Here is a 25,710-nt window from a genome sequence, read left to right as displayed (position 1 = left end):
CGGTGGGGGGTCCTGCGGTGGTGGCGGCGGAGTCGTTCAGTACCGGTAGCGGTACCTGTCGTCGTAGCGCCGGTCGCCGTAGCTGCGCCGTGCCCGGCGGCTGGCCGCCCAGTAGTGGACGACCACGCAGATCGTGACGGTCAGGGCGAACAGCGACATCAGCACCGCTGCGACGACGTCGCCCGCGTGCAGCCCGTGGGTCTTGGTGAGGGTGAACACGACCGGGCCGATCTTCGTCTCGCCGGCGACGGCGAGCGTCACCACGGCGGCCACGGCCCAGGCGCACAGGGCCACCATGGTGTGGGTGACGCCGGAGGGGCGGCGGACCCGGACGCGCGGGGCGTCGCGGAGCGAGGCGTAACCGGGGTTCATGCCGACGACGCTACGGGTCGTGTGCACGCTCAACCATCGTTGTGGCGGAAGGTTTGCGTACTTCTTGCCATCCGCTTGCCTTACCGTTCGGACAGCACGAACTCGCAGGTGGCGGGGTCACGAGCGGGTCACAGGACCAGCTCGGGACGGACCCGGGATGCGGTCCAGACCCGCCGCGTCCGCGCCGCCCGGGTGGCCACGAGCAGCGCCACCGCGAGCCACGCGACCACCACCCCGACGTCGACGGCGACCAGTCCGAGCTCCCCGCCGTAGATCAGGTGCCGCAGCGCGTCGATCACGTAGCTCATCGGCAGCGCGTAGTGCAGCGGGTACAGCGGGTCGGGGATGGTCTGCCACGGGAAGGTGCCGCCGGAGCTGACCAGCTGCAGCACCATCAGCACGAGCCCGAGGAACTGGCCGACCGCACCGAGGGCGGCGTTGAGCGCGTGGATGATCGCGGTGAAGCAGCCCGCTGCCAGCCACATCGTGAGCAGGGTGAGCACCGGGTGCACCGGGTGGATGCCGATCCCGAACACGATCACGGCGTAGAGGGCGGTGGTCTGCAGGATGCCCAGCAGCGCGGCCGGGAGCCAGCCGCCGAGCGCGACCCGCAGCGGCGTCTGGTTCGCGGCCAGCGCGCGGCTCGACAGCGGCTGGAGCAGCAGGAACAGCACGTACGCGCCGATCCAGGTGGCCAGCGTCATGAAGAACGGGGCCAGTCCGGCGCCGTAGTCGGCGGCCTCGTTCTGGGCGGTGTTCTGGATGGCCAGCGGGTCGCCGATGGTCCTGGCGGTCGCGTCGCGCGTGGCGGGGTCGAGGTTCGGCACGTCGCCGAGCCCGGCGTGGAGGCCGTCGGAGAGCTTGGTGGCGCCGTCGCCGAGCTGCCCGACGCCGGTGGCGAGCTTGCCGGCACCGTCGTTGAGCGCGATGGTGCCGTCCACGGCGGCCTTCTCGCCCGTCGCCAGCTGCGCGGCGCCGTCGGCCAGCTTGTGCGCGCCCTCGTCGGCCTGGGCGATGCCGTCGGCGAGCGCGGGTGCGGCGTCGGCGAGCTTGCGGGCGCCCTGGGCGACCTGCTCCGATCCGTCGGCGAGCTGCCCGAGCTGCCCGTTGACCTCCTGCAGCTTGTCGTTGCCGGCGAGCAGCTTCGCCCGCAGCGGGTGCAGCGCGGCCAGGCCCTGCTCGACCTGCGCGTCGGAGAGCCCGAGGCCGACCAGGGTGCCGCGCAGGCCGTCGTCGACCGAGTCGAGCTGGTCGGCGATCTCCTGCGACACCCCGGCCACCTTCGCGCCGGCGTCGGCGAGCTTCCGGTTGCCGGCGGCGACCTGCTCGGCGCCGTCGGCCAGCTTCGCCGAGTCCTCCGGGAGGGTGCGGGTGCCCTCGTGCAGCTTGTCCAGGCCCTCGGCGAGCTGGACCGCGCCGGTGTGCAGCTGGGTCGCCCCGTCCAGCAGCTTGCGCTGCCCGTCGAGGAGCTGCCCGCTGCCGGACGCGAGCTGCGTGGCGCCGTTGCGCGCCGTGCCGGCTCCGGTCGCCAGCTGCCCGGCGCCGTCGGCGGCCTCGCTGAGCTTGTCGTGGACGGTGGCGAACCCCGTGAGGAACTTGTCGGCCGCCTCCGTGCCCACCTGCTTCGCGACCGAGTCGTGCACCCGCGAGGTGAGGGTGCCGGCGATCGTGCGGACCAGGTAGCCGTTGGCGTCGTTCGTGGTGAGGACGAGCATCGCCTGCCGGGGCGTGTAGTTGCTGCTGGACGTCAGCGCCTCGGTGAAGTCGGCGGGCAGCGTCAACGAGAACGTGTAGCGCCCCTCGCGCACCCCGTCGGCCGCTTCTGCGGCGCTGACCTGGTGCCAGTCGAACGCGTGCCCGTCGAGCAGCTCCTTGGCGACGTCCGCCCCCACGTTGCGGACGGTGCTGTCGGACTGCCGGGCGCCCGTGTCGGCCACCACCAGCGCGGCCGGCACGTCGTCGAGCTTGCTGTACGGATCGTGGTTGGCGTACAGGTAGAGCCCGCCGTAGAGCAGCGGGATCATGCAGAGCGCGAGCACCGCCAGCGCCGGGAGCCGACCCGCGGTGATGCGGCGCAGCTCGCTGATGGCCATGCGGATCGAGGTCACGATCCGTTCCTCTCCGGTACGGGGGCGGGCTCGACGGCCAGCACCGTCGTCGCTCTGCCGGGTTGGTTCGCGCCGATCAGCGCCGGGGCGGCGTCGAGCAGTGCGCCCGCGATCTCCTGGGCCGTGACGAGCACGGCGAGGCCCTGCCCGGCGTGGTTGAGTGCGATGTCCCACCACAGGGCCGGCGGGATGCCGTGGCGATCGGGCGAGGTCAGCACGAGCGCGCGGACCCCGGGCCGGGCGGCGGCCAGCTCGACCATCAGTCGCAGCCGGACGGCCGCCGGCACCTCCTCGTAGCGGGTGCGGGCCAGATCACCGGCGGACCGCTCGCTGAGCCAGGCGTGGACGGCGCCGCGGCCGGCCCTGCGGCGGGCCATCGCGAGCTCCTCACCGATGACGGTGGCGAGGGGGAGCGCGTCGTCGGGTTCGCTGACGCCGGGCGCGTCGACGATGGCGACGGCGCGGCGCAGCTGCGCCGGTGCGTCCTGCCCGTCGATCAGCACGCGGCCGGAGCTGGGCTTGATCCGGCCGGCCGCGGCGAGCGCGAGCGCGGTGTGCCCGGCGCCGGCCGGGCCGACGGCCAGCTGGACCTGGCCGCTGGAGAGTGCGAGCGACGTCGGGTGCAGCAGCGGCGCGTGCGCGCCGGCGACGGAGACCGCGTCGAGTTCCCACTGCATCTCAGCTGCTCCCGTCGGGTGCGGGCGGCAGCAGGACGGCGAACGCGCCGGCGACCTCGTCGACGCCGACGGCCTCGGGATCGGCGTTGCGGTCGAGCGCGAGGCCGCTGACCGCGGCGAGCACCAGCACGGCCGCGTGCTCGGGACGGCCGCCGATGCGGGCGGCGAACACCGGGTCGGTGGCGGCGCTCGCCGCGAACGCGGCCGTGAGCGCGTCCCGCTGGGCCCGCCGGACCTGCGCGTACGCGCTCGACAGCTCGGGATGGCGGAGTGCGTGCACCGCGAACTCGGTGAGCAGCAGGCTCCAGGGCGCCTCGGTGACGAGCTGGGTGGCGAGCGCCCGCGCCGTCGGCTCGCCGCTCGCGATCGCGGCCATGGCGCGCTCGGCCAGCTCGGTGGTGCGGCCGCGGACGACCTCCGCGAAGAGGTCCAGCTTGGAGTCGAAGTTGGAGTACACGGCGCCTTTGGTCAGTCCGGCGACGCGGGCGACGTCGGAGAGCCGGGCGTCGGCGTACCCGGCCTCGAGGAACACGACGCTCGCGGCTTCCAGCAACCGCCGGCGGACGTCGGAGCGGCTCGGCCGGGGGACCGGGGCCGGATGGTGCTCGTTCACATACCCAAGGTATTGAGTACCCTGGGTATGGATCAAGCCGGCGTCTCCCGGATCACACCGACTCGGACGCACTGCGGGGCTTGCCTTCGCGCGCACTCGAAGGCCTAGCGTCGTCACACGTGAGCAACGATCTTCAACATCCCATCGGTTCGGGGTTCGGCGTCACGTCAACCGCTCGGGAGACCCTCGACGGCATCGATCTGAGCGGCACCACCGCGATCGTCACCGGCGGTTACTCCGGAATCGGCCTGGAGACCACCCGCGCGCTCGTCGGTGCCGGGGCGCACGTCGTCGTCCCCGCCCGGCGGCCCGCGCAGGCGAAGGAGGCGCTCGACGGCATCGAGCGCGTCGAGGTGGACGAGCTCGACCTGGGTGACCTGGCCAGCGTCGCCGCGTTCGCGGACCGCTTCCTCGCGACCGACCGCCCACTGCGGGCCGTCGTCAACAGCGCCGGGATCATGGCCAACCCGGAGACCCGGGTCGGCCCCGGGTGGGAGTCCCAGTTCGCCACCAACCACCTCGGCCACTTCGCGCTGGTCAACAGGCTGTGGCCGGCCATCGCCGCCGGTCGCGGCCGGGTCGTCGCCGTCTCCTCGCGCGGGCACCAGGCTTCGCCGATCCGCTGGGCCGACGTGCACTTCACCACCGGGTACGACAAGTGGGCCGCCTACGGCCAGGCGAAGACCGCGAACGTGCTGTTCGCCGTCCACCTCGACGCACTCGCCCGCGACGCCGGCGTGCGGGCGTTCGCCCTGCACCCGGGCGGGATCCTCACCCCGCTGCAGCGGCACACCCCGCGCGAGGAGCAGATCGAGCGCGGCTGGATCCTCCCGGACGGGACGCCGAACCCGGCCTTCACCCTCAAGACCCCCGAGCAGGGCGCCGCGACGCAGACCTGGGCCGCGTTCTCCCCGCAGCTCGACGGGCTGGGCGGGCTGTACCTGGAGGACTGCGACGTCGCGACCGTGGTCGAGGGCGAGCGGACGGAGCTCGGCTCCGGGGTCATGCCGTACGCGATCGACCCGGAGCAGGCTGCCCGGCTGTGGACGCTCTCCGCCGAGCTGACCGGCGTCGACGCGTTCGCCGGGCGGTAGTCAGTCGCGGGCCGGCTCCGCGGTGCGCTGCGTGATCCGCAGCGACCCGAACAGCAGGTGCACCGCGACCCGCACGACCGGGGTGTCGGGGAAGCGCGGCGCGGGCGCCACGGCGACCTCCTGGGTGCCGAAGAGCGAGATGCCGCGCACCTCCACCGCCACCCCGGCCGGCACCGTCAACCGGACGTCGCCGAACACGCAGGTGCCGGTGACCTCGACGACACCCTCGGGTGCCGCGTGCCGGACGTCGACGATGCTCGTGCCGAACGCCGTCAGCGAGCGCAGCCAGGCAGCGGGTGACCAGTTGATCAGGCGCGCCCTGGACGGCGTGATCCCGGCGGCTGCGCGGGCCAGCTCCAGCTCGGTCTGGGCCTCCCAGACGTCGCCCACCCGGGTGGTGAACTCGTCGAGGCCGATGCGGCCGTCCCCGCAGGCACGCTGCAGGAGTTCCGCCACCCGTGACCGGTCCTCGTCGGTGACGGCTGCACGGACGGGTGCGCGGTCGGGCGCGTCGAGGGACATGGCATCGGATGCTAGTGCCGCGTCGGGGAACGTCGGCACGCGCCTCGACGGCCCGGACGCCGGTCGGCGGCGTTCCCGCGCTGCGCCGCACCGACGGCCCTGGCAGCAGGGCAGTGGTCGGGAGCCGGCGCGGAGGCCCCGATACCGTGACGGCGTGCGCACAGCCGCCGAGGGCGCCGAGGGGCGCGACGACGTCGGTTGGATGCGGCTGGCCATCGAGCTGTCCTACCGCTGCCCGCCGAGCGACTCGGCGTTCGCCGTGGGTGCGGTGATCGTCGACGCGGACGGGCACGAGATCTCGCGCGGCTGGTCGCGCGAGACCGACGACAAGGTGCACGCCGAGGAGTCGGCGCTGGCCAAGCTGGCGGCCGACGACCCGCGCCTCGCCGGCGCCACCGTCTACTCGACGCTCGAGCCGTGCGGCGAGCGGGCCTCGCGGGTGGCGACGTGCGCGGAGCTGATCATTGCCGCGGGGGTGCCGCGGGTAGTGCTGGCCTGGCACGAGCCGGACCTGTTCGTCACGTCGGCGCGCGGCATCGCGGTGCTCGCCGCCGCCGGTGTCGAGGTCGTCGAGCTGCCGGAACTGGCCGCTGCCGCCCGCGAGCCGAACGCGCACCTGCTCGACCCGCGCTCCTGACCCGCCGTGCCCGATCGGGCGGGTGAATCTCGCCCGCCGCGATGCGTGGGGTTGAGAGGGTGGCGCCCATGCGGGCGGGCTGGGTCGGGCGGATGCTCGCCGGGCTCGTCGTCGCTGCGGGACTCGTGCTCGTGCCGGCTTCACCGGCCGCGGCCGCGCCACCGGCCGGCGTGACGATCTCCGGGCTCGACCTGCACGACGGCACGATCGTCGAGTCCGGCGGCGTCCTCCACCTCTACGGGACGATGTACGGCTGCGGCTTCCAGTGGGGTGCGCCCTCGCCGTGGTGCGGGTTCGGGGTGTCCCGGGCCAGCAGCCTCGCCGGCCCGTGGACGGCGCCCGTCCCGATCGTCGCGCCGGCCGGGCGCAGCCCGTACGCCGACCGCACCTGGCAGGAGCTGTGCGGCGACACCGGGCTCGGGTGCTTCAACCCGCGCATGATCCAGCGCTCCGGCTGGGGCGTGAACGACGGTGCGTGGCTGCTGTGGTTCAACGCGCCCGCCGACTACGCGCGCGACCACGGGAACGCCTACTACGTGCTGCAGTGCGCCGGCCCGACCGGTCCGTGCGGCGCGTCGGACGCGGCGACCGTCAAGCCACCGATGCACGACTGCACCGGCAACGGCGACTTCTCCCTGGTCCTCGACGACCCCCGGCCACCGGTGATGCTGTGCACGATGGCGGACCAGACGCTCCGGTCCGAGCGGCTCGGCCCGTCCGGGGCGGAGGGCGTGGGGGACGGGCAGCGCCACCTCGCGGGGCTCGACCGCACCGAGTCGCCCGGCGCGTACCGCGACGCCCGCACCGGCCGGTGGATCATGACGTACAACGACCCCAACTGCGGGTACTGCACCGGCACGCCAACCAGCTACGCCACGGCCGCCGCCCTGGACGGGGAGTGGACCGCGCCCGGCAACGAGAACCCGGAGTGGGGCGCACCACCGCACGGTCGACGCGCCATCTCCGCGACCTCGTGCGGCGGGCAGGGCCGCACCGTCGTCACCGTGCGCGGGCAGGCCTACCAGCTGATCGACCTGTGGCTCGGCACGCCGAACGAGACGCACGCGGCGATCCGCCTGGAACCGCTCGTGTACCGCGGCGAGTCCGCCCCCGGCCGCCCCCTCGCCGCGTTCGCGCCGTGGACGTGCGGGGCGGGTGCCGAGGGGCACGGCCACCGCGGCACGACAGCACCCCGCTCCTGAGCAGCCCGAACGGCCCCGCGAGTCGTGGAAACGAGGTCGGCGAGTCGCGGAAATCAGGTGGGCGAGTCGCGGAAATCGGGTCGGCGAGATGTGGAAGCCGGGACGGAGACGCCGGACCGCCGCCTTGCGACCCGAACCCACATCTCGCCGTGCCGAGACCCGCGACTCGCGGGACCGAGAACCACGACTCGCGGGCGCCGGGTGCGCACGCCGAACGGCCCCGGTCGGCGAGAGCGCCGGCCGGGGCCGTTCGGGGACGGGAAGGGGTCAGTCGAGGTAGTCGCGCAGCACCTGGGACCGCGACGGGTGGCGCAGCTTCGACATCGTCTTCGACTCGATCTGGCGGATCCGCTCGCGCGTGACGCCGTAGACCTGGCCGATCTCGTCGAGGGTGCGGGGCTGGCCGTCGGTGAGGCCGAACCGCAGCCGCACGACGCCGGCCTCGCGCTCCGACAGGGTGGCCAGCACGGACTGCAGCTGGTCCTGCAGGAGGGTGAAGCTCACGGCGTCGACCGCGACGACGGCTTCGGAGTCCTCGATGAAGTCGCCGAGCTGCGAGTCGCCCTCGTCGCCGATGGTCTGGTCGAGCGAGATGGGCTCCCGGGCGTACTGCTGGATCTCCAGCACCTTCTCCGGGGTGATGTCCATCTCCTTGGCGAGCTCCTCAGGGGTGGGTTCGCGCCCGAGGTCCTGGAGCAGTTCGCGCTGGATGCGGCCGAGCTTGTTGATGACCTCGACCATGTGCACCGGGATGCGGATGGTGCGGGCCTGGTCGGCCATCGCGCGGGTGATCGCCTGGCGGATCCACCACGTGGCGTACGTGGAGAACTTGTAGCCCTTGGTGTAGTCGAACTTCTCGACCGCGCGGATCAGACCGAGGTTGCCCTCCTGGATGAGGTCCAGGAACGCCATGCCGCGGCCGGTGTAGCGCTTGGCCAGCGAGACGACGAGGCGGAGGTTCGCCTCGAGCAGGTGGTTCTTCGCCCGCTCGCCGTCGCGCACGATCCAGTTGAGGTCGCGGCGCATCTGCGGCGACACCTTCTCGCCCGCCTCGATCGAGCGGCGCATGCGCTCGGCGGCGTAGAGGCCGGCCTCGATGCGCTTGGCGAGCTCGACCTCCTCCTCCGCGTTGAGCAGCGCGACCTTGCCGATCTGCTTCAGGTACGCGCGGACCGAGTCGGCGGAGGCGGTGAGCTCGGCGTCCTTGCGGGCCTGCCGCAGCGCCTCCGACTCCTCCTCGTCCCAGACGAAGTCACCCGACTTCTGCGGGGCCGACGTCGACCGCGATCCCGCGGCGGCCCGGCGCTCCGACGTGGTGACCGTGGCCTGCGCGACGGAGACGGGCTCCTCGTCGTCGTCGTCCTCGTCGTCGTCATCGGCGACGTCGGCCGGCTCGTCGGCATCGGCGAGGTCCTCCTCGAGGTCGACCTCGACGTCCTCGAGCTCGCCGTCCTCCGGCACGCCGTCCATCTCCGGCTCGACGCCCTCGACGTCGTCACCGTCCGGCCCGGCGGCCTTCTTCGCACCGGCCTTGGCCTTCGGCGCGGCCTTCTTCGCCGGCGCGCGCACGGCCTTGCTCGCCGTGGTGGTCGAGGTCGCGGCCGCCGACACCCGGCGGGGTCGACGTGCGGGAAGGGCGGCCGTCAGCTCGACGGTGTCCTCGTTCCGGCTTGCGGAGTCTGCGGCTGCCACTAGGCCCTCTCGCTACTGTCTGATCTGCCGTTCGAACCCGGGCCTGCCACCGTAGCCGATCGAACTCGGCGCGTGGGCGAGAGCCTGCCGGAAGATGATCCTTCCGGGCCTCGTCCGGGGCGGTCCCAAGTGGGGTACCGCACCATTGTAACTGCGGGTGCCGGACCGTACCCGCCTCGCCGTCCGGCGCGTCCGACCAGCGGCGCGGGGCGGCGGGCCGGCACCGCCGCGGCTGTGGTCGGATGGCGGTGTGAGCAGGGAAGCCGGCGGCGACGTCGAGACCACATCGGGCAACCGTGCTGCGGACGCGGCCGCGCTGCGGGCCGTCGCGGAGCAGGTCGTACGTGAGGCGGCAGAGCACCTGCGGGGCCTGCCCCGGCCGTGGGAGGCCGCGCCCGGCGACGGCGTCGACACCAAGAGCACCCCCACCGACGTCGTCACCGCGTCCGACCACTCGGTCGAGGAGCTCGTCCGGGCCCGACTCGCCGCGCTGCGGCCGGGGGAGGACGTGGTCGGCGAGGAGCACGGGGGCCGCGCCGGGTCGAGCATCAGCTGGGTCGTCGACCCGATCGACGGCACCGTCAACTTCCTCTACGGACTGCCCTGGTACGCGATCTCGCTGGCGGCGGTGCGGGACGGTCGCTCGGTCGCCGGTGCGGTGATCGAGCCGGAGTCGGGACGGTTGTGGAGCGCCGCACTGGGCGGCGGCGCGACGTGCGACGGGCGGGCGCTGCAGGTCTCGCGCCAGACCGACGTGCGGCTGTCCCTGCTCGGCACCGGGTTCTCCTACCGCCCGGAGCGGCGGCTGCGGCAGGCGGGCATGGTGGCCGGGCTCCTCGGGCACGTGCGGGACGTGCGGCGCACCGGGTCGGCGGCGCTGGACCTGTGCGCCGTCGCCGCCGGCTGGACCGACGCGTACCTGGAGCACGGCTGCAACTGGTGGGACTGGGCGGCGGCCGCGCTCATCGCCGGCGAGGCCGGTGCCGTCGTCCGCACCCCGGGCGCGCCCGGCAGCGCGCCACCGTCCGACGGCCTGGGCGCCGACGCCCTCTTCGCCGCGACCCCCGGCATCGCGGACGAGCTCGCGGACCTCGTCCGCACCCACGGCGCGGGCGCCGTCTGATCAGCAGTGCGCGTCGCGCGCCTTCTGCAGCAGCCCCGGATCCGCGGCGGCCGGCCCGGCCGGCTGCGCGCCCTGGGCGTCGGGGTCGGCGTTGGTGGCGCCGGTGCCGCCCTGCGCCGGATCGGCCAGCTGCTCCAGCACGGCCAGCCCGGCGGCGAACCGGCGAGGGTTGAGGTCGCCGAAGGCGGTGCCGACCGACACGTCCACCGAGGCGTCGGGCCGACCGTCGCGCACCAGCTCCACGCACGGCAGCACCAGGCTCAGGGTGCTCGCCGCGGCCTCGCCCGACGCCCCGAACCGCAGCTGCCCGACGCAGTCCATGTCACCGTCGGGGAACCGTGGGTCGTTGTTCGGGGGCGCGGCCTCGGTGAAACCCCACTCCTTGAGCTGGGCGGCCACCAGCAGGCCCTGCCCGCGCTGCCCGCCCGCGTTGAACACGCGCATCGCGACCGACGACGCCGGCACGGGTGCCGTCGCGTCCAGCGCGTCGGAGGGGAGGACCTCGCCGACCGGTGCCCCGTTCTTCGGCGTCGGGCACGCGCCCGGGCCCGACCCGGTCGTCGACGTCGTCAGCACGGTCGTCCACGTGGCGATCGCGAGCACGGCGAGCACCGAGACGACGACGGCGATCGGACCCTTGCGCCGTCGCTGGTAGGGCCGGACTCCCACATCGCTCACCGCAGACCCTCGGTGAGCACGTGCCGGCCGAGCGCGACCAGCGGACCCGCGCTGCCGTCGAGACCGGCCGCCATCGCGGCCGGCACCATCCCGGCGCGCACCCTGGCCAGGATGCCGACGAGCACGACGGCCAGCTTGAACGCGCCGAAGGCGACGTACCAGGGCAGCGGGGTCAGGTCGAGCCCGGACCGCGCCGCGTAGGCCGCTGCCACCTCGGCCCGGGTCGGGAAGCCGGCCAGCCGGGTCGGGCTCGGCAGGTACTGCGCGGCCGCCCATGCCGGGTCCTCGTGCTGCTGGCGCCAGTACACGAGCAGCAGGCCGAGGTCGGCCAGCGGGTCACCGAGCGTGGACAGTTCCCAGTCCAGCACGGCCGCGATCCGGCCGGGGTCGTCGGCGGCGAACAGGCAGTTGTCGATGCGGTAGTCACCGTGGACGATCGCCGCGCGCTGGGCCGCCGGCACGCTCGCCTCGAGGTCCGCCGCGAGCGCGCTGAGCTCAGCCGCCGTCGCGTCGTCGACGTCGTCGGCGGTCAGCACCGGACGGGCCTGCTCCCACTGCTTCATCCAGCGGCGCACCTGACGGGCCATGAACCCGTCCGGCCGGCCGAAGTCGCCGAGCCCGACGGCGTCCGGCGCGACCGCGTGGAGCTCGGCCAGCACGTCGACGAGCGCCGCCCCGATCCTCGCCCGCTCCGCCTCCGTGGTCGCCCAACCGGGTGGAAGTTCGTGCAGCGGCACGACGCCGTCCACCAGCTCCATGACGAAGCACGGCGCATCGACGGGCGGGCCACCCGCGGACGCGGCCAGCACCGCAGGCACCGGAACGGGCGTGCCGGCGAGCGCCGACATGACGCGCTGCTCACGTCCCATGTCGTGGGCCGTCGCGGCCACGGTGCCCACGGGTGGGCGGCGCAGCACCACGGCTCCGGCCGGGCTGACGACCCGGTAGGTGAGGTTGGAGCGGCCGGCGCCGATCGGGGTCAGCGTGGCGTCGCGCCAGGCAGGATCGCCCAGCTCGGCGGCCAGCCAGGCGCCGACGGCAGCCGGGTCGGCACCCGGTGTCTCCGGCTGCGCGGCAGCGGCCGTCACGGCCGCGGACTCGGGAACGTCGTGCTCGGATACCGCCACGGGTCCGAACCCTAACCGGCCGGGGAGCGCGCGCGGCGTGTCCCTCGATCGGCCCGCTCGACCCGTGAGCTACCCTGCTGCGGCCCCGGCGGTGCCGATCGCGCTGCGCCGGGAGCCGCGAGCTGGGGGAAGCGCACAAACGGGTGAGACCCGCGTCACTCTGATGCCGGGCACAAACGACGGTGCCGTGACGTTCTCCAGCGGCACGACAGAACAAGATGCAGTGCAGAGGGTGGGAACGATGGCGACCGACTACGACGCGCCGCGGCGCAACGAGACCGACGACATGGCCGAGGACTCGCTCGACGAGCTGAAGGCTCGCCGTACCGAGGCCCAGTCCGCTGCGGTCGATGTCGACGAGGTCGACACCGCGGAGAGCTTCGAGCTGCCCGGCGCCGACCTGTCCGGTGAGGAGCTGACCGTCAAGGTCCTGCCCAAGCAGGCCGACGAGTTCACCTGCGCCAGCTGTTTCCTGGTGCACCACCGCAGCCGGCTCGCGGAGACGCACGGCAACCAGTACATCTGCCGCGACTGCGCCGCCTGAGCGCAGCCCGAGGCCATAGCGCACGGAACCCCGTTCCGCTCCGGTGGACCGGGGTTCCGTCGTGCCCCGACCCGGTCAGCGACCCAGCGCCGCCAGCACCTGGTCCGGTCGGCGCGAGCTGAACACCCAGTACGGCGCGGGATCGGCGCCGTCGAGCACCTCCACCCGGACGACGGGGCCCACCCACGTCCGGTGCAGCAGGTACGCCGACGGGTCCAGCTGCGGCCCGAGCGCCTCCTGCTTGTCGGCCTTCGCGACGACGTCGACCCGGCCGACCGCCGACAGGGGCAGGCGTCGCTCGCCGACGACCAGCTCGTCGGCCGTCACCTGCACCCGCGAGCGACCCAGCCACACCAGCGCCAGCACGAACAGCGGGATGAGCGTCGCGTACCCGATCCACGAGCGCAGCCCCGGGTAGCCCATGTGGATCTCGGCGCCCAGCAGCACACCGAGCCCAGCGGCCATCAGGTACCACCACAACGGCACCGACAACCGCTCATCGAGCCCGGAGACGCCGGACGTCGCACGTGCTGCCTGGTTCGGGTGCTCGCTCACGAGGAACGAGGGTAGCCTCGCCCGTCGTGCCCGGCCCCGTCGATGCTCCCCCGCACGAGCCGTCCACCGCACCGCTCACCGCACCCGTTCCGGGTGCCCCGGGGCGGGCGCGGCTCGACGTGCTGCTGACCAGGCTCGATCCCGGTCTGCCCGTGCCCGCGTACGCCCGCGACGGCGACGCGGGAGTCGACCTGCACACCAGCACCGACCTGGTGCTGGGTCCCGGGGAGCGGGCGCTGGTCGGCACGGGGATCGCGATCGCCCTGCCCGTCGGGTACGCCGGCTTCGTGCACCCCCGGTCCGGGCTGGCCGCGCGCAGCGGCCTGTCGATCGTCAACGCCCCGGGCACCGTCGACTCCGGCTACCGCGGCGAGATCCGGGTGTGCCTGATCAACCTCGACCCGCGCGCCGAGCTGGTGCTGCAGCGCGGCGACCGCATCGCGCAGCTGGTCGTGCAGCGCGTCGAGGAGGTGCGGTTCGTCGAGGTCGACGCCCTGCCGGAGTCCGAGCGGGGCGACGGCGGCCACGGCTCCACCGGCGGCCACGCGGCGCTCGGCGGGGTGACGCCCTAGTGTCAGCCGGCCGCAACGGCGCACCCACACCGCCAGGCGGTTCCGTGCGCACCGCCGAACGCACGGGCCGCCACCCGGTGGAGCGCACCGGGTCCGGGCGAGCCCGCCAGGCCCGGCCCCGGCCCGCCACCGGCCCGAGCGCAGGCGGCCCGTTCGACGTCGACGACGCCGATCCGCGCGTCTCCAGCGCGCCCGGGGTACTCGACTTCGGCTCGTTGCGGGTGCCGCTGCCCCCGACCGGACGCGTGACCGTCGAGCCCACCGCGAACGGCCGCATGCAGGCCGTGCACGTCACGCTGCCCGGCGGACGGCTGTCGGTGAGCGCGCTCGCTGCGCCGAAGTCGTCGAAGCTGTGGCCGCAGCTGGCCAAGGAGATCGACGCGTCGCTGCGCGAGGGCGGCGCGAAGGTGCGGTCGTACAAGGGGGAGTGGGGGCGTGAGCTGCACGCCACCACGGGTGCCGCGACGTCGGTCTTCGTGGGCGTCGACGGGCCGCGCTGGATGGTGTACGGCGTCGCGACCGGTCCCTCCGAGGAGAACCCGACGCTCGACGCGGAGCTGCGCCGCATGCTGCGCGGCACCGTCGTGGTGCGGGGCAAGTCGCCGTACCCGGTCCGCACCGTCCTGCCGCTGACCACGCCGGAGGAGCTGGCCGACCAGGTCGAGCCGGAAGCCGCGGCCCCGCCGCCCGCCCGGCCCGCCCCGGAACGGCCGGCCCAGCGCCGGCCCGCACGGGTCGAGGAACCGTCCTGGGCGGATCCGGTGCGCCGGATCGGCGACGCCGGCGACGCCGACGTTCCACCCGAGGACGAGGAGGCCACCCAGGTCGCGGGCGGCAACGGGCTGGCGACCTCGTCGTGGCCCGTCGACGAGAGCACGGGACGGCCCCGCACCCCCGAGTGGACCGGTGAGCAGCGGGTTCCGCCGCGGCGTCGCACGGCGCCCCCGGTCGCGGAGGTGGCGTCGGCGATAACCGAGCCGATCCTCATCACCGCGATGCCGGCACCGCCCCCGCCGCCGGAGCCGCCCCGCCGTCCCCTTGCCGACGAGCCGGCGGCGACGACCAGGCTTCCTGCGGTCACGCCCGCCGCACAGCCTGCTCCGCCGCCCCCGCCCGCTCCGCCGCCCGCGGAACCGGAGCGTCCCGGGGACGGCATCGACGCCTACTTCGGGTGGGGTCGCCGGACCGGGCCCGAGCCTGCCGCGACGCCGCCGCCCGCCGAAACCGCGCGGCGCCCGATCGACCCGCTCGACCCCGCCGCCCCGGTGGACACACGGTGGTTGGACGAGCCGGGCGTCACGTCCGCGTGGGAGCCGGTCGTCGCCGAGCGACCGGCCGAGCCGGCACCGGAACCGGTGCAGGACTGGGCCGAGTGGGCCCGCCAGGAGCTCGACCGGGCCGTCGCAGAACAGGCCCGCCCCGCGCCGGCGGATCCGTCGACCGACGACGCCGCACCTGCGTCGTTCTGGGACCGGTACGGCCTGACCGAGCCCGCTGCGGGCGGGCGGGCGGCCCGGCGGCACCGCAGCGGGCAGGACGGCGAGGACGACCCGTTCACCGCCCGTCGGCGCTCCCGCGAGGCGGCCAGGGCGCCGGAGCCCGCGCCGGAACTCCCCGGTGACCGGGCGCGACCGTCGCACGGGAGCGACGCCGACCCCGGCGAGTGGAGCATCTGGGCCGATCTGACCGCTGCCCGGAGCCGCCGCGCGGACGAGCCCGCCCCGACGAACGGGCACGCCCCGCCTCGCGAGGGACGCCGTCGCCGGGCCGAGGAGCCGCTCGGATCCGCGGGGACGGCCGGACCGGACCGGGCCGCCGGCGGGCGGCGCGCGGCTGCTCGCGACGTCGGCGAGGCGTCCCGCCCCGGTACGACGGGCCGGCACGGCGGCGGCGCCGGGGACGTGTGGGCCGAGCGCGCTCCGGCTGCCCCCGCTGCGGAGGTGCGCCCTCCGGCGATGCCGGCCCGCATCGAGCCGGCGGACCTGTTCGCCCGGATCGACCAGCAGCACCGGACGCGACGCGGCGAGCCGGACAGCCCGCGCACTCAGCAGTCGCGACCGTGGGAGACCGCGTCGGCCCCGCGGCCGCGGTGGGGCGATGAGGACCGGGTCCGGGCCGATCCGCCACGGACGTGGGGAACCGACCGGCGGAGCGCGCCCTCCGGCAACGCTGACGGCTGGGGGACCGGTGGCTGGACGACGGGCTGGCCGGGCACCGGACCCGAGCCGGTGAACGGCTCGGACAGCGCGGGGCAGACCGGCGGCGGTCGGCGCCGCGCTGACGACGGCGCGGGTGGTGGCCGGCTGTCCGTCGCCGAACTCGCCCGGCGAGCGGCCCGCGAGGGCAGCGACCCGCGGCGGAGCCGGCGCACCCGGCCTGGTGACGGGCAGCGCTGACGTCAGCGCCTATCAGCGCCCGTCAGCGCCCGCCGGCCTTCAGCCAGGCCAGCAGGCTCGCCCGGCCGGCCAGCTCAGGGTCCGCGCCGAACGCCGCGAGCGAGGAGATCACCAGCTCGGCGCGCGGCAGCGCGGCGCACCACCGGCGGGCGACGGCGAGCGGGTGCACGGGGTCGTCGGCGAGCGCGACGATCCCGACGGGCACGTCGAGGCCGGCGAGCTCGTCCGCGGTGGGCGCCGGTTCGACGGCCGCGGCGTCGAGGGCCGGCGCCAACCCGGGGCCGTAGCGGGGCCAGGCCCGCCCGAGCTCGTCGGCGAGCCACGGCGGCGACCCGGCGGCTGCCTGGGCGAGCGCGCCCGCCACCCCGGCCTCCCGGACGAGCTGCGCCGTGGCCCGCGCCGCCTGCGCGGCCGGGGCAGCGCCGGCCGGGCCGGTCCACGCGGGCAGGGCCACGAACACCCCGCGCAGCCGCGAGCCGAGCGCCGCGCAGTGCCGCACCGCCCAGGCCGTCGCCACGTGCGCACCGAGGGACACCCCGCCGACGACCAGGGGGCCCGGTTCGGCCGCAGCAGCGTCCAGAGCTGCGCGGTAACCGTCGACGACCGCCGCCCCGGGACGTGGGACGGGGGTCACGGCTGTGATGCCGAACGCACTCAAGGGGCCTGCGAAGGCGGATCGGACGAACCGGTCGTCCGAGCCTGAACCGGGCAGCAGCACCGCCCGTACACCGCTGTCGACCGACCGTTCGTCGCCCGAAAGGGTGGTGTGGGTATCAGCGCTCCGGTCTGCGGAATCCAGGGTCACATGGGATCGTTTCATCCGAGTTACGCTGGACACCATAGAGGCCCGGCTCAGTGACAGCCGTGGGTCGAAGGGGACCGGGAGCGAGATGGGTGGCACCGAGGCCGGCACCTTCCGTCGCATGTTGCGGAAGCTGACGAGCGACGTCGAGGTACTCGACGCCGACGACCTCTCCGAGGACGCCGAACGCGAGGGGGCGCAGCGCGCCGCCGAGTGTGCCTGCGGCCAGGAGGTCACGGTGTTCGGTAGGCTCCGCAGCGTCGAGTTCTGCTCGCCCGACGCCAACGCGTCGCTCGAGGCCGAGCTGTTCGACGGCACCGACGGAGTCACGTTGATCTGGATGGGCCGCCGACGCATCCCGGGCATCGAGCCGGGTCGCACCATGCGGGCCCGGGGGCGCCTGGCCGTCCGCGACGGCCGCAAGGTGATCTACAACCCGTTCTACGAGATCTGTCAGGCGAGCGAGGCCTGACCGGTCCGGCAGCCCCGGAAGGCCCCATGACCGACCCCGCCACCGAGCCCGATCGACCGGAACGCCCCGAGCGGGAGTTCCCCACGATCATGGAGCAGATGGGCGGGGTCCCTGGGATCATCGCCTCCTCGATCCCGGTGGCGGTGTTCGTCGTCGTCAACATCGTGGCCGGTCTGCAGCCGGCGCTCTTCGCGTCGATCGGCGCGGCCGTGCTCGTCACGGTCTGGCGGCTCGTGCGCAAGGAGGCGCTCCAGCCGGCCGTGTCGGGCCTGCTGGGCGTCGGCGTGGCCGCGTTCATCGCGAGCCGCACGGGCGAGGCCCGGGGCTTCTACCTGCCCGGCCTGCTGCTGTCGGCGGGGCTGTTCCTGGCGTTCGTGGTGTCGCTCGTCGTCCGGTGGCCACTCGCGGGGGTGGTCTGGCACGGCATCAACGGCGAGGGCATGGGGTGGCGCGACGATCCCGCGCTGCGCCGCGCGTACATGCTGGCCACGGGCCTGTGGGCGATCGTGTTCGGGGCGCGCGTGGTGGTGCAGGGGATCCTGTACGACGCCAACGAGGAGACCTGGCTGGGCATCGCCCGCCTGGCGATGGGCTACCCGCTGTTCGGGCTCGCCCTGCTCGGCACGATCTGGGCAGTGCGGCGGGCCCAGCAGCGCACCCACCTCGCGTAGCCCGTCAGCCCTTCAGCACCGCCGCGTGGATGTCCTCCTCGACGGCGGACGTGGCCACGAACAGCAGCTCGTCGCCCGGCTCCAGCGCGTCGTCGGACTGCGGCACGATGACCCGCCCGCCGCGCAGGATCACGACCAGCGCGGAGTCGGCGGGCAGCGCGAGCGCACGCACCGGCTTGCCGGCCAGCGGCGTGTCGGCGGGCAGCGTGACCTCGACGAGGTTGGCCTGACCCTGCCGGAAGGTGAGCAGCCGCACCAGGTCGCCGACCGCGACGGCCTCCTCCACCAGCGCGGCGAGCAGCCGGGGGGTGGACACGGCCACGTCCACGCCCCAGTTCTCGTCGAACAGCCACTCGTTGCGCGGGTCGTTCACCCTGGCCACCACCCGGCGGACCGCGAACTCGGTCTTGGCCAGCAGCGACACGACGAGGTTGACCTTGTCGTCGCCGGTGGCCGCGATGACGACGTCGCAGCTCTCCAGGCTGGCCTCCTCCAGGGACGCCAGCTCGCACGCGTCGGCATGCACCCACTCGGCCTGCTCGACGGCCTCCGGCTCGATGTGCGACAGCTCCCGCTCGATGAGCATCACCTGGTGGTGGTTCTCCACGAGCTCCAGTGCGATGGACCGGCCGACCGCGCCGGCCCCGGCGATGGCGACGCGCATGCTCAGCTCTCCTGCGGTGGGGCCGCTGCGGCGGAGGTGACCTCGCCGATCGTGCCCGAGACGGCGGCGACGTAGACGGTGTCCTCGGCCTGCACGGCGGTGTCGGACTTGGGCAGCACCCCGGTGCCGAACCGGACGATGAACGCGACCCGCGAACCGGTGGCCGCCTCGAGCTCGCGGACCGGCCGTCCGACCCACTCCTCGTGGATGGGCAGCGGGAGGATCGCCACCGTGCCGGTCGGCTCCCGCCACGCCGACGCCACCCCGTCGGGCAGCAGCATCCGCATCAGCCGGTCCGTGCTCCACGGGACGGTGGCGACGGTCGGGATGCCGAGCCGCTCGTAGACCGCGGCGCGCTTGGCGTCGTAGATGCGCGCGACGACCCGCTCGACGCCGAACGTCTCCCGCGCGACGCGCGCGGAGATGATGTTGGAGTTGTCGCCGTTGGACACCGCGGCGAGCGCGTCGGCGCGGTCGATCCCGGCCTCCAGCAGCACGTCGCGGTGGAAACCCTGGCCGACCACCTGGCGGCCGCGGAAGTCGGGCCCGAGCCGGCGGAACGCCTGCGCGTCCTTGTCGACGACCGCGACCTCGTGGCCGAGGCGCTCCAGCCCGCCGGCGAGCGCGGAACCCACACGCCCACAGCCCATGATCACGACGTACACGAGGGGAAACGCTATCGCGCGACGTCACGGAGCGCTGTAGGCAGTGCCGGTAACCCCCGCCCACGCACCCCTCCGTGTGCTCGCGCACACGTTCGAACCTGTGCGTGAGCACACCACGGTGTGCGTGAGCCTCACAGGGACACCACGACCGCGCCGGGCACGGTGCCTGCTCACCCGGCGCCACCACGGCATACCCTTTCGCCGTGTCCCGGTTCGGCGTCGCCGTCAAGCGCATCCTCGTGGGACGGCCGCAGCGCAGTGACCGCCTCGCACACACCCTGTTGCCCAAGCGGGTGGCGTTGCCCGTGTTCGCGTCCGACGCGATGTCCTCGGTGGCGTACGCGCCGGAGGAGATCTTCCTGACGCTGTCGGCGGCGGGGATCGCGGCGTACGCGATCGCGCCGTGGGTGGGGCTCGCGGTCGTGGTGGTGCTGCTCACGGTGGTCACCAGCTACCGGCAGAACGTGCACGCCTACCCGTCGGGCGGCGGGGACTACGAGGTGGCCACGGTCAACCTGGGCCGCAAGGCGGGCCTGACGGTGGCGAGCGCCCTGCTGGTCGACTACACGCTCACCGTCGCGGTGTCGATCTCGTCGGCGGCGGCCAACATCGGCGCGCTGATCCCGTACGTGGGCGAGCACAAGGTCGGCTTCGCGGTGGTGGCGATCATCGTGCTCACGGCGATGAACCTGCGCGGGGTGCGCGAGTCCGGCGTGGCGTTCGCCGTGCCGACGTACGCGTTCATCTTCGGCATCGGGGCGATGATCGTGTGGGGGTTGACCCGCATCGTCATCCTCGGCCAGCCGCTGGACGCGCCGAGCGCGAACCTGCAGCTCGTGGCCGAGGGCGACGCGTTCACCGGGCTGGCGCTGGTGCTGCTGGTGCTGCGCTCGTTCACCCAGGGCGCGGCCGCGCTCACCGGCGTCGAGGCCATCTCCAACGGGGTGCCGGCGTTCCGCAAGCCGAAGTCGCACAACGCCGCCACCACGCTGTTGCTGCTGGGCACGATCTCGGTGCTGATGTTCTCCGGGATCATCGCGCTGGCCATGCTGACCAGGGCGAAGGTGGCGGAGTTCCCGGCCGAGCAGATCACGAACGCGCCGCCGGGCTACACCCAGGAGACGCTGGTCGCGCAGCTCGCCGAGACCGTGTTCGACACGTTCACGCCCGGCTTCGTGTTCGTGGTGATCTGCACCGCGCTGATCCTGGTGCTGGCGGCCAACACCGCCTACAACGGCTTCCCGGTGCTCGGCTCGATCCTCTCGCAGGACCGCTACCTGCCCCGGCAGCTGCACACCCGTGGCGACCGCCTGGCCTACTCCAACGGCATCCTCGTGCTGGCCGGCGTGGCCGTCGTGCTGGTCGTCGGCTTCTCGGCCGACGTCACGCGGCTGATCGCGCTCTACACGGTCGGCGTGTTCACCTCGTTCACCCTGAGCCAGACGGGCATGCTGCGGCACTGGCAGCGGCTGCTGGCCACCGAGACCGACCCGGCGGCCCGGCGGCGGATGCGCCGCTCCCAGGCCATCAACGGCTTCGGCGCGATCATGACGGGGGTCGTGCTGGTGATCGTGCTGATCACCAAGTTCACCCGCGGAGCGTGGATCGCCATCGCGGGCATGCTGTTCTTCTACCTGCTGATGATCGCGATCCGCCGGCACTACGACCGGGTGGCGGCCGAGCTCGTCGCCGGCGAGGTCGACGGCGTCCTCCCGTCCCGCAACCACGCGATCGTGCTCGTCTCCACCCTGCACAAGCCGACGCTGCGCGCCGTCGCCTACGCCCGCGCCACCCGTCCCGACATGCTGGAGGCGCTCACCGTCAACGTCGACGACGCCGACACCAAGCGGCTGATGCGCGACTGGGAGAAGCGCCGGATCCCGATCCCGCTCAAGGTCGTCGAGTCGCCCTACCGCGAGATCACGAAGCCGGTGCTCGACTACGTGAAGCGGATCCGCACCACCAGCCCGCGCGACGTCGTCACGGTCTTCATCCCCGAGTACGTGGTCGGGCACTGGTGGGAGCAGGTGCTGCACAACCAGAGCGCGCTGCGGTTGAAGGGCAGGCTGCTGTTCCAGCCGGGCGTGATGGTGACGAGCGTGCCGTGGCAGCTCGCGTCGTCGGAACGGGCCGCAGCCCGCCGGCCGGAGACCCCGCCGGGCTCGACCCGACGCGGCTACGACGGCGAGACCGGCGCCGACGACACGGCCGGCAACGGCAGCGCCGCCGAACGTCCCACGGCGGGCGTGCGTCGGCCGTGACCGACTGGACGGACCGCGTGCTCGACCTCCAGGTCGGGCCGGTCGCGCACGGCGGGCACTGCGTCGCCCGCCACGACGGGCGCGTCGTCTTCGTGCGGCACGCGCTGCCCGGAGAGCGCGTCCACGCGGTCGTGACGGAGGACGGCGGCGGCGCGTTCTGCCGCGCCGACACCGTGTCCGTGCTCACGGCCGCCCCGCAGCGCGTCGAGCCGGTGTGCGCGTGGGCGCGCGCCGGCGGCTGCGGCGGCTGCGACCTGCAGCACGTCACCCCGGACGGGCAGCGCGCGCTGAAGGCCGCTGTGCTGGCCGAGCAGCTGCACCGGCTGGCCGGGGTCGACCGGCCGGTCGAGGTGGAGGAGCTGCCCGGCGGGCCGCTCGGCTGGCGCAGCCGGGTCCGCCTCGCCGTCGACGACCTCGGCCGGGCCGGGCTGCGCGCGCACCGCAGCCACGACGTGCTGCCCGTCGCCGACTGCCCGCTCGCCCCGCAGGGCGTGCTCGAACCGGTGCTGGCGCAGCAGTTCCCGCCCGGCATCGAGATCGAGGTGAGCGTCGACGCCGAGGGCGTCGTGCACGGACCGGGCGACGGCCCGGCCGTGGCCAGGGCGGCCGGGCGCGAGTGGCTGCTGTCCCCGGGCACGTTCTGGCAGGTGCATCCGGCGCTGCCGGACACGCTCGCCGATGTCGTGGCGGAATGGGCGGACGCGCCCGCCGGCGGCACCGCGTGGGACCTCTTCGGCGGGGTGGGCCTGTTCGCCTCGGTGCTCGCCCGCCAGGTCGGACCCGCTGGCCGGGTCGTCGTGGTCGAGTCGTCCCGGCAGGCGGTCGCCGACGGCCGTCGCGCGCTCGCGGACCTGACCTGGATCGACTGGCGGGCCGGGCGCGTCGAGCACGCGCTCGACGGCATCCTCGAAGCACCCGACGTCGTCGTCGCCGACCCGCCCCGGCGCGGCCTGGGGCGCGAGCTGGTGGACGCGCTGGTCGCGCGGGCACCGCAGCGGATCGTGCACGTCGCGTGCGATCCGGCGGCCCTCGCCCGCGACGTCGCGCTGTTCGCCGACCGCGGCTACGCGCTGCGCCGGCTGCGCGCGTTCGACGCGTTCCCGATGACGCACCACCTCGAGTGCGTGGCGCTGCTCGACCGCGACTGACCGACCCGCCACAATGCGCGTCCACCGGGATCGAGGAGGGCCATGTCGCAGCAGCCGCAGGGACCGGGTTGGTGGCAGGCGCCCGACGGGCGGTGGTATCCGCCGCGCCCTCCGCAGGGCCCGCCGCCGTACCAGCAGCCGTACCAGCCGCAGTACCAGCCCCAGCAGTACGGACCGGGCCCGAACCCGCCGCCACCGCCGCGTCGCTCCAACCGAGGCTGCGTGATCGCCGCGGTCGTCGTCGGCGTGCTGGTGCTCGTGGCGGTCGGGTTCGGTGCGTGGGCGCTGTACCGGGTCGGCTCCGCGGTCTCCGGGGTGACGGCCGGGGCGAAGACCGAGTGCCCGAGCGAGGCCGAGGTGTCCACGCTCGTCGGGTCCCCGGTGAAGCTCAAGGCGGGCGTGTCGGTGGTGGTGGCGTCGGGGTGCAGCTACCTGTCCGACGACCGGGCCACCGGCGTCGACGTGCAGATCACCAGCGGCCCGGCGCTGATCGCCGACGAGCAGTTCAAGTCGTTCGAGAGCGACGCCGGCACGCAGGACGTCACGTCGACGCCGATCCCCGTCGGCTCGCGGGGGCGGGCCTACGGCGGCGAGCAGCGCAGTGCCGCGATCGCCGTCGACGACTCGCGGCTCGTCGAGGTGGAGGTGTTCGCGGCGTCCGCACCGATCGGGGACCGGCAGGCCGCGGCCGTGGCGCTGCTGCAACGGGTCTTCGCGTCGTAGCGCGGGTGGTCAGCCGCCGCGCTCGGCGCTCTGCCCGACCGCGGGCAGCGCGAGGAGTCCGGCGATGGTGAACCAGATCTGCGAGCACAGCGTCGTCATCAGCGCGCGGGTGCCGACGTCGTCCCCGAGCACGCCCTGGACCTGCACCGGAGCGAGGGCGGCGGCCGCCCACAGGACGACGAGGACGCCGGCGGCGACCAGCCCGACCAGCGGTCGCCCGCGCGCGGCGGCGCTCACCATCGCCACGACCGCGGTGGCGGCGAGCATCAGCCCGGCACCGAGCAGCGTGCCGGTGCGCGGCGCGGAACCGGCCTCCGGCAGGAACCGCAGCGCCGTCCCGGAGAGCCAGACGGCCACGGCGGCGCCGGCGACGCCGACCACCACCGCGACGACGGTGCCGGGCCGGATCCGCACGTCGAGGACGTAGGGCAGCAGCGCGCCGGCGATCACGAACGGCACGTAGGTGCCGAGCAGGTCGATGGTGGACGAGGCGAGCGGGCTCTGCAGTCGGTCCGCCAGCCCGACCGCTTCGACGGGCAGCGCCGTGACCAGCAGCGGTGCCGCCATGAGCAGCACGACCGTGGCGATGCCCGGGATGCGTCCGACGAGGACACCGATGCCGATGACCAGCGCCGTGAGCAGCGCCATGACGGGGTAGAACCAGGCGAGCACCGTCATGGGCGCGCCGGGCGGGGGCGCGCCGTCGGTGACGAGGGCGAGCGCGAGCACGCCGAGCGCGGTGACCACCACGGCGAGGACGGTGAGCGCCGCGTCCGCGAGGACGGAGCCCCGGGCAACCGCCATGTTCCCCCCTCATGGTCCGCTTCCACGGTAGCGATTCCGCGGCCGGAACGCCGCGCACTGACTACCGTCGGCTGATGGATCCCGATCCGTTAGCCGGCTGGTCGCCCGCCCCGGTGGAGACGACCGCTCGGATCGACGCCTGGGCGTCGACGGCCTTCGCCGCGCTGCTGGACCAGCCGTCGCCCGTGCGCGGGCCGGGTGACCCGCTGCCGCCGCTGTGGCACGCGTTCCACCTGCTCGACGTGCACCGGCAGGCCGACCTCGGCGCGGACGGCCACCCGGTCGGTGCCGCCTTCCAGCCGCCGATGGAGCACCGCAGGCGGATGTTCGCCGGCGGCCGGTTGACCGTCACGGCGCCGCTGCGCGTCGGCGACGTGGTGACCCGCCGCTCCCGGTTGCTGTCCGCGACCGCGAAGCAGGGGCGCAGCGGCGCCTCGGTCTTCGTGACGGTGCGCAGCGAGTTCGTCGTCGACGGGGTGGTCGCGCAGGTCGAGGAGCAGGACTTCGCCTACCGCAGCCAGCCGCCGGGCACCGCGCGCGGCCTCGCCGCTCCGGCCGAGGCGCCGCCGATCGAGCCCCTCGTGCGCGTCGCCGCCGACCCGCCGCTCCTGTTCCGGTTCAGCGCGCTGACGTTCAACAGCCACCGCATCCACTACGACCACCCGTACGTGACAGAGGTCGAGGGCTACCCCGGGCTCGTCGTGCACGGTCCGCTGCTCGCGCTGCTCGCACTGGAGGTCCCGCGCCGCCGGGCGCCCGAGCGGTGCGTCACCGCCTTCGCCTACCGCCTGACCCGCCCTGCGTTCGCCGGCGAGGTGGTGGCCGGCGGCGACCCGGGCGGAACGGTGGTGGCGGGCGCCGCGGGGGCCGCTCCGTCGCTGGCCGGGACCGTCACCCTTGACGGCGTATAGTGCAACTTGCCATACTGCAATCTGCCTTAAGGAGGTGCCCGGTGGAGCTGAAGCGAGCGGATCGTGACCTGCCCGGGCTGACCGTCCTCGGCCTGCTCACCACCGGCCCGCGGCACACCTACGAGATGCACCGGATGATGATCGACTTCCACAAGGACTTCGTCACCGGGCTCCCGCGCAGCATGTACCACTCCGTCGAGCGCCTCCTGCGGGACGGGCACGTCGAGGTCGTCGACACCGAGCGGCCCTCCGGCCGCCCGGAGCGGATCGTCTACGGGATCACCGAGCGCGGCCGGGCCGAACTGACCGAACGGGTCACCCGCCTGCTCGCCGTGCCCGACGCCGACACGGACCTGCTGGTCGCCGGGCTGTCGTTCGCCGGCTGCCTGACGGCCGCGGAGGCTGTCGCGGCCCTGCGGACCCGGCTCGCGACGCTCGCTCGGCACCGTGACGGCACATCGGCCGCCCTCGCCGACCGTCCCGCGGAGCTGCCGCGGCTGCTGTTCCTGGAGGCGGAGTACGCGCTCTCCCGGATCACCGCCGAGCACGACTGGGTGGCCGGCGTCGTCACCGAGATCGAGTCCGGCGCCCTGCCGTGGCGCGAGCAGGCCGATCTCGTCACGCTCGCGGAGGTGCCCCCGATGACCTGACGCAGATGGCGGGGGCGGGCGCGGCAA

The 25,710-nt window shown here is 74.4% G+C and carries 27 protein-coding genes; 14 read left to right on the top strand and 13 right to left on the bottom strand.

The genetic code is table 11. From position 1 onward, the window contains the following. Nucleotides 1–36 precede the first annotated feature (36 nt). The 4 genes from ACQEVB_RS29215 to ACQEVB_RS29200 all read right to left on the bottom strand — a co-directional run bounded on the left by ACQEVB_RS29215 (nucleotide 37) and on the right by ACQEVB_RS29200 (nucleotide 3,770). Complete coding sequence (locus ACQEVB_RS29215; RefSeq protein ID WP_432978052.1) at nucleotides 37–372, bottom strand: hypothetical protein; 336 nt, start codon at nucleotides 370–372, stop codon at nucleotides 37–39. Between the two features lie 128 nt (nucleotides 373–500). After that, nucleotides 501–2,480, bottom strand: a complete 1,980-nt coding sequence (locus ACQEVB_RS29210; RefSeq protein ID WP_432978049.1) for a YhgE/Pip family protein — start codon at nucleotides 2,478–2,480, stop codon at nucleotides 501–503. Continuing rightward, on the bottom strand, nucleotides 2,477–3,157 hold the full coding sequence (locus ACQEVB_RS29205; RefSeq protein WP_432978046.1) for an ATP-binding cassette domain-containing protein: 681 nt from the start codon (nucleotides 3,155–3,157) through the stop codon (nucleotides 2,477–2,479). Before ACQEVB_RS29205 ends, ACQEVB_RS29210 begins: the two co-directional genes overlap by 4 nt. Before the next feature lies 1 nt (nucleotide 3,158). Continuing rightward, nucleotides 3,159–3,770, bottom strand: a complete 612-nt coding sequence (locus ACQEVB_RS29200; RefSeq protein WP_432978043.1) for a TetR/AcrR family transcriptional regulator — start codon at nucleotides 3,768–3,770, stop codon at nucleotides 3,159–3,161. Between the two features lie 119 nt (nucleotides 3,771–3,889). Between ACQEVB_RS29200 and ACQEVB_RS29195 the strand changes: the two genes are divergently transcribed. Then, a complete protein-coding gene (locus ACQEVB_RS29195) occupies nucleotides 3,890–4,864 on the top strand; it encodes an SDR family NAD(P)-dependent oxidoreductase (protein ID WP_432978040.1) in 975 nt (324 codons plus the stop codon). On the opposite strand, the gene ACQEVB_RS29190 is transcribed toward ACQEVB_RS29195, so the two are convergent. Then, complete coding sequence (locus ACQEVB_RS29190) at nucleotides 4,865–5,386, bottom strand: DUF1707 SHOCT-like domain-containing protein (protein ID WP_432978037.1); 522 nt, start codon at nucleotides 5,384–5,386, stop codon at nucleotides 4,865–4,867. A 154-nt stretch (nucleotides 5,387–5,540) separates the two neighbouring features. Here ACQEVB_RS29190 and ACQEVB_RS29185 point away from each other — a divergent pair, with 154 nt between their 5' ends. Both ACQEVB_RS29185 and ACQEVB_RS29180 read left to right on the top strand, forming a co-directional pair. Then, complete coding sequence (locus ACQEVB_RS29185) at nucleotides 5,541–6,023, top strand: deaminase (protein ID WP_432978034.1); 483 nt, start codon at nucleotides 5,541–5,543, stop codon at nucleotides 6,021–6,023. Nucleotides 6,024–6,091: 68 nt separating this feature from the next. Continuing rightward, nucleotides 6,092–7,225, top strand: coding sequence for a hypothetical protein (locus tag ACQEVB_RS29180; RefSeq protein WP_432978031.1), 1,134 nt, complete (start codon nucleotides 6,092–6,094; stop codon nucleotides 7,223–7,225). A gap of 267 nt (nucleotides 7,226–7,492) precedes the next feature. Here ACQEVB_RS29180 and ACQEVB_RS29175 read toward each other — a convergent pair whose 3' ends face one another. Continuing rightward, nucleotides 7,493–8,917, bottom strand: coding sequence for an RNA polymerase sigma factor (locus tag ACQEVB_RS29175; protein WP_432978028.1), 1,425 nt, complete (start codon nucleotides 8,915–8,917; stop codon nucleotides 7,493–7,495). 250 nt (nucleotides 8,918–9,167) lie between these two features. Here ACQEVB_RS29175 and ACQEVB_RS29170 point away from each other — a divergent pair, with 250 nt between their 5' ends. Next, nucleotides 9,168–10,040, top strand: coding sequence for an inositol monophosphatase family protein (locus tag ACQEVB_RS29170; RefSeq protein ID WP_432978025.1), 873 nt, complete (start codon nucleotides 9,168–9,170; stop codon nucleotides 10,038–10,040). Here ACQEVB_RS29170 and cei read toward each other — a convergent pair whose 3' ends face one another. After that, nucleotides 10,041–10,718, bottom strand: a complete 678-nt coding sequence (cei, locus tag ACQEVB_RS29165) for an envelope integrity protein Cei (RefSeq protein ID WP_432978022.1) — start codon at nucleotides 10,716–10,718, stop codon at nucleotides 10,041–10,043. Then, a complete protein-coding gene (locus ACQEVB_RS29160) occupies nucleotides 10,715–11,845 on the bottom strand; it encodes a phosphotransferase family protein (protein ID WP_432978019.1) in 1,131 nt (376 codons plus the stop codon). The genes cei and ACQEVB_RS29160 overlap by 4 nt, the downstream gene beginning before the upstream one ends. A gap of 241 nt (nucleotides 11,846–12,086) precedes the next feature. Between ACQEVB_RS29160 and ACQEVB_RS29155 the strand changes: the two genes are divergently transcribed. Then, complete coding sequence (locus tag ACQEVB_RS29155) at nucleotides 12,087–12,389, top strand: DUF4193 domain-containing protein (RefSeq protein WP_432978016.1); 303 nt, start codon at nucleotides 12,087–12,089, stop codon at nucleotides 12,387–12,389. A gap of 75 nt (nucleotides 12,390–12,464) precedes the next feature. On the opposite strand, the gene ACQEVB_RS29150 is transcribed toward ACQEVB_RS29155, so the two are convergent. Next, nucleotides 12,465–12,944: a DUF3093 domain-containing protein gene (locus tag ACQEVB_RS29150; protein WP_432978013.1), complete on the bottom strand. Its 480-nt coding sequence runs from the start codon at nucleotides 12,942–12,944 to the stop codon at nucleotides 12,465–12,467. Nucleotides 12,945–13,063: 119 nt separating this feature from the next. Here ACQEVB_RS29150 and dut point away from each other — a divergent pair, with 119 nt between their 5' ends. Beyond that, entirely contained in the window at nucleotides 13,064–13,516 is a 453-nt protein-coding gene (gene dut / locus ACQEVB_RS29145; RefSeq protein ID WP_432980638.1) for a dUTP diphosphatase, read from the top strand. A gap of 44 nt (nucleotides 13,517–13,560) precedes the next feature. After that, entirely contained in the window at nucleotides 13,561–15,912 is a 2,352-nt protein-coding gene (locus ACQEVB_RS29140; RefSeq protein ID WP_432978010.1) for a DUF3710 domain-containing protein, read from the top strand. A gap of 22 nt (nucleotides 15,913–15,934) precedes the next feature. Here ACQEVB_RS29140 and ACQEVB_RS29135 read toward each other — a convergent pair whose 3' ends face one another. After that, nucleotides 15,935–16,630, bottom strand: coding sequence for an alpha/beta fold hydrolase (locus tag ACQEVB_RS29135; RefSeq protein ID WP_432978007.1), 696 nt, complete (start codon nucleotides 16,628–16,630; stop codon nucleotides 15,935–15,937). Nucleotides 16,631–16,802: 172 nt separating this feature from the next. Here ACQEVB_RS29135 and ACQEVB_RS29130 point away from each other — a divergent pair, with 172 nt between their 5' ends. Together ACQEVB_RS29130 and ACQEVB_RS29125 are read left to right on the top strand one after the other, a co-directional pair. Then, complete coding sequence (locus tag ACQEVB_RS29130; protein WP_432978004.1) at nucleotides 16,803–17,186, top strand: OB-fold nucleic acid binding domain-containing protein; 384 nt, start codon at nucleotides 16,803–16,805, stop codon at nucleotides 17,184–17,186. Nucleotides 17,187–17,212: 26 nt separating this feature from the next. Next, nucleotides 17,213–17,857 (top strand): DUF3159 domain-containing protein, encoded by a 645-nt coding sequence (locus tag ACQEVB_RS29125; RefSeq protein WP_432978001.1) that lies wholly within the window; start codon nucleotides 17,213–17,215, stop codon nucleotides 17,855–17,857. Nucleotides 17,858–17,861: 4 nt separating this feature from the next. On the opposite strand, the gene ACQEVB_RS29120 is transcribed toward ACQEVB_RS29125, so the two are convergent. After that, nucleotides 17,862–18,521 carry a potassium channel family protein gene (locus tag ACQEVB_RS29120; protein ID WP_432977998.1) on the bottom strand — a complete coding sequence of 220 codons (660 nt, stop codon included), beginning with the start codon at nucleotides 18,519–18,521 and terminating at the stop codon, nucleotides 17,862–17,864. 2 nt (nucleotides 18,522–18,523) lie between these two features. After that, on the bottom strand, nucleotides 18,524–19,186 hold the full coding sequence (locus ACQEVB_RS29115) for a potassium channel family protein (protein WP_432977995.1): 663 nt from the start codon (nucleotides 19,184–19,186) through the stop codon (nucleotides 18,524–18,526). A gap of 203 nt (nucleotides 19,187–19,389) precedes the next feature. Here ACQEVB_RS29115 and ACQEVB_RS29110 point away from each other — a divergent pair, with 203 nt between their 5' ends. Genes ACQEVB_RS29110 through ACQEVB_RS29100 form a run of 3 tightly spaced genes read left to right on the top strand, consistent with a single transcriptional unit; the run spans nucleotide 19,390 to nucleotide 23,318 of the window. Continuing rightward, nucleotides 19,390–21,447 carry an APC family permease gene (locus ACQEVB_RS29110; RefSeq protein ID WP_432977992.1) on the top strand — a complete coding sequence of 686 codons (2,058 nt, stop codon included), beginning with the start codon at nucleotides 19,390–19,392 and terminating at the stop codon, nucleotides 21,445–21,447. Further along, nucleotides 21,444–22,595 (top strand): class I SAM-dependent RNA methyltransferase, encoded by a 1,152-nt coding sequence (locus ACQEVB_RS29105; RefSeq protein WP_432977989.1) that lies wholly within the window; start codon nucleotides 21,444–21,446, stop codon nucleotides 22,593–22,595. The genes ACQEVB_RS29110 and ACQEVB_RS29105 overlap by 4 nt, the downstream gene beginning before the upstream one ends. Before the next feature lie 42 nt (nucleotides 22,596–22,637). Continuing rightward, nucleotides 22,638–23,318, top strand: coding sequence for a hypothetical protein (locus ACQEVB_RS29100; protein ID WP_432977986.1), 681 nt, complete (start codon nucleotides 22,638–22,640; stop codon nucleotides 23,316–23,318). 9 nt (nucleotides 23,319–23,327) lie between these two features. Here the strand turns inward: ACQEVB_RS29100 and ACQEVB_RS29095 are convergent, their stop codons facing one another. Further along, the gene (locus ACQEVB_RS29095; protein ID WP_432977984.1) at nucleotides 23,328–24,122 is read right to left on the bottom strand and encodes a hypothetical protein; all 795 of its coding nucleotides are present in this window, start codon (nucleotides 24,120–24,122) and stop codon (nucleotides 23,328–23,330) included. 74 nt (nucleotides 24,123–24,196) lie between these two features. On the opposite strand from ACQEVB_RS29095, the gene ACQEVB_RS29090 reads away from it, so the two are divergent. Then, nucleotides 24,197–25,033, top strand: a complete 837-nt coding sequence (locus ACQEVB_RS29090) for an FAS1-like dehydratase domain-containing protein (RefSeq protein WP_432977981.1) — start codon at nucleotides 24,197–24,199, stop codon at nucleotides 25,031–25,033. Between the two features lie 41 nt (nucleotides 25,034–25,074). After that, nucleotides 25,075–25,683 (top strand): PadR family transcriptional regulator, encoded by a 609-nt coding sequence (locus ACQEVB_RS29085; RefSeq protein WP_432977978.1) that lies wholly within the window; start codon nucleotides 25,075–25,077, stop codon nucleotides 25,681–25,683. Nucleotides 25,684–25,710 lie beyond the last annotated feature (27 nt).

Source organism: Pseudonocardia sp. CA-107938 (genome assembly GCF_050936315.1).
Classification (GTDB): domain Bacteria; phylum Actinomycetota; class Actinomycetes; order Mycobacteriales; family Pseudonocardiaceae; genus Pseudonocardia.
Note: the sequence above shows the minus strand (reverse complement) of the source record. Positions and strands in the feature narration are given on the sequence as shown.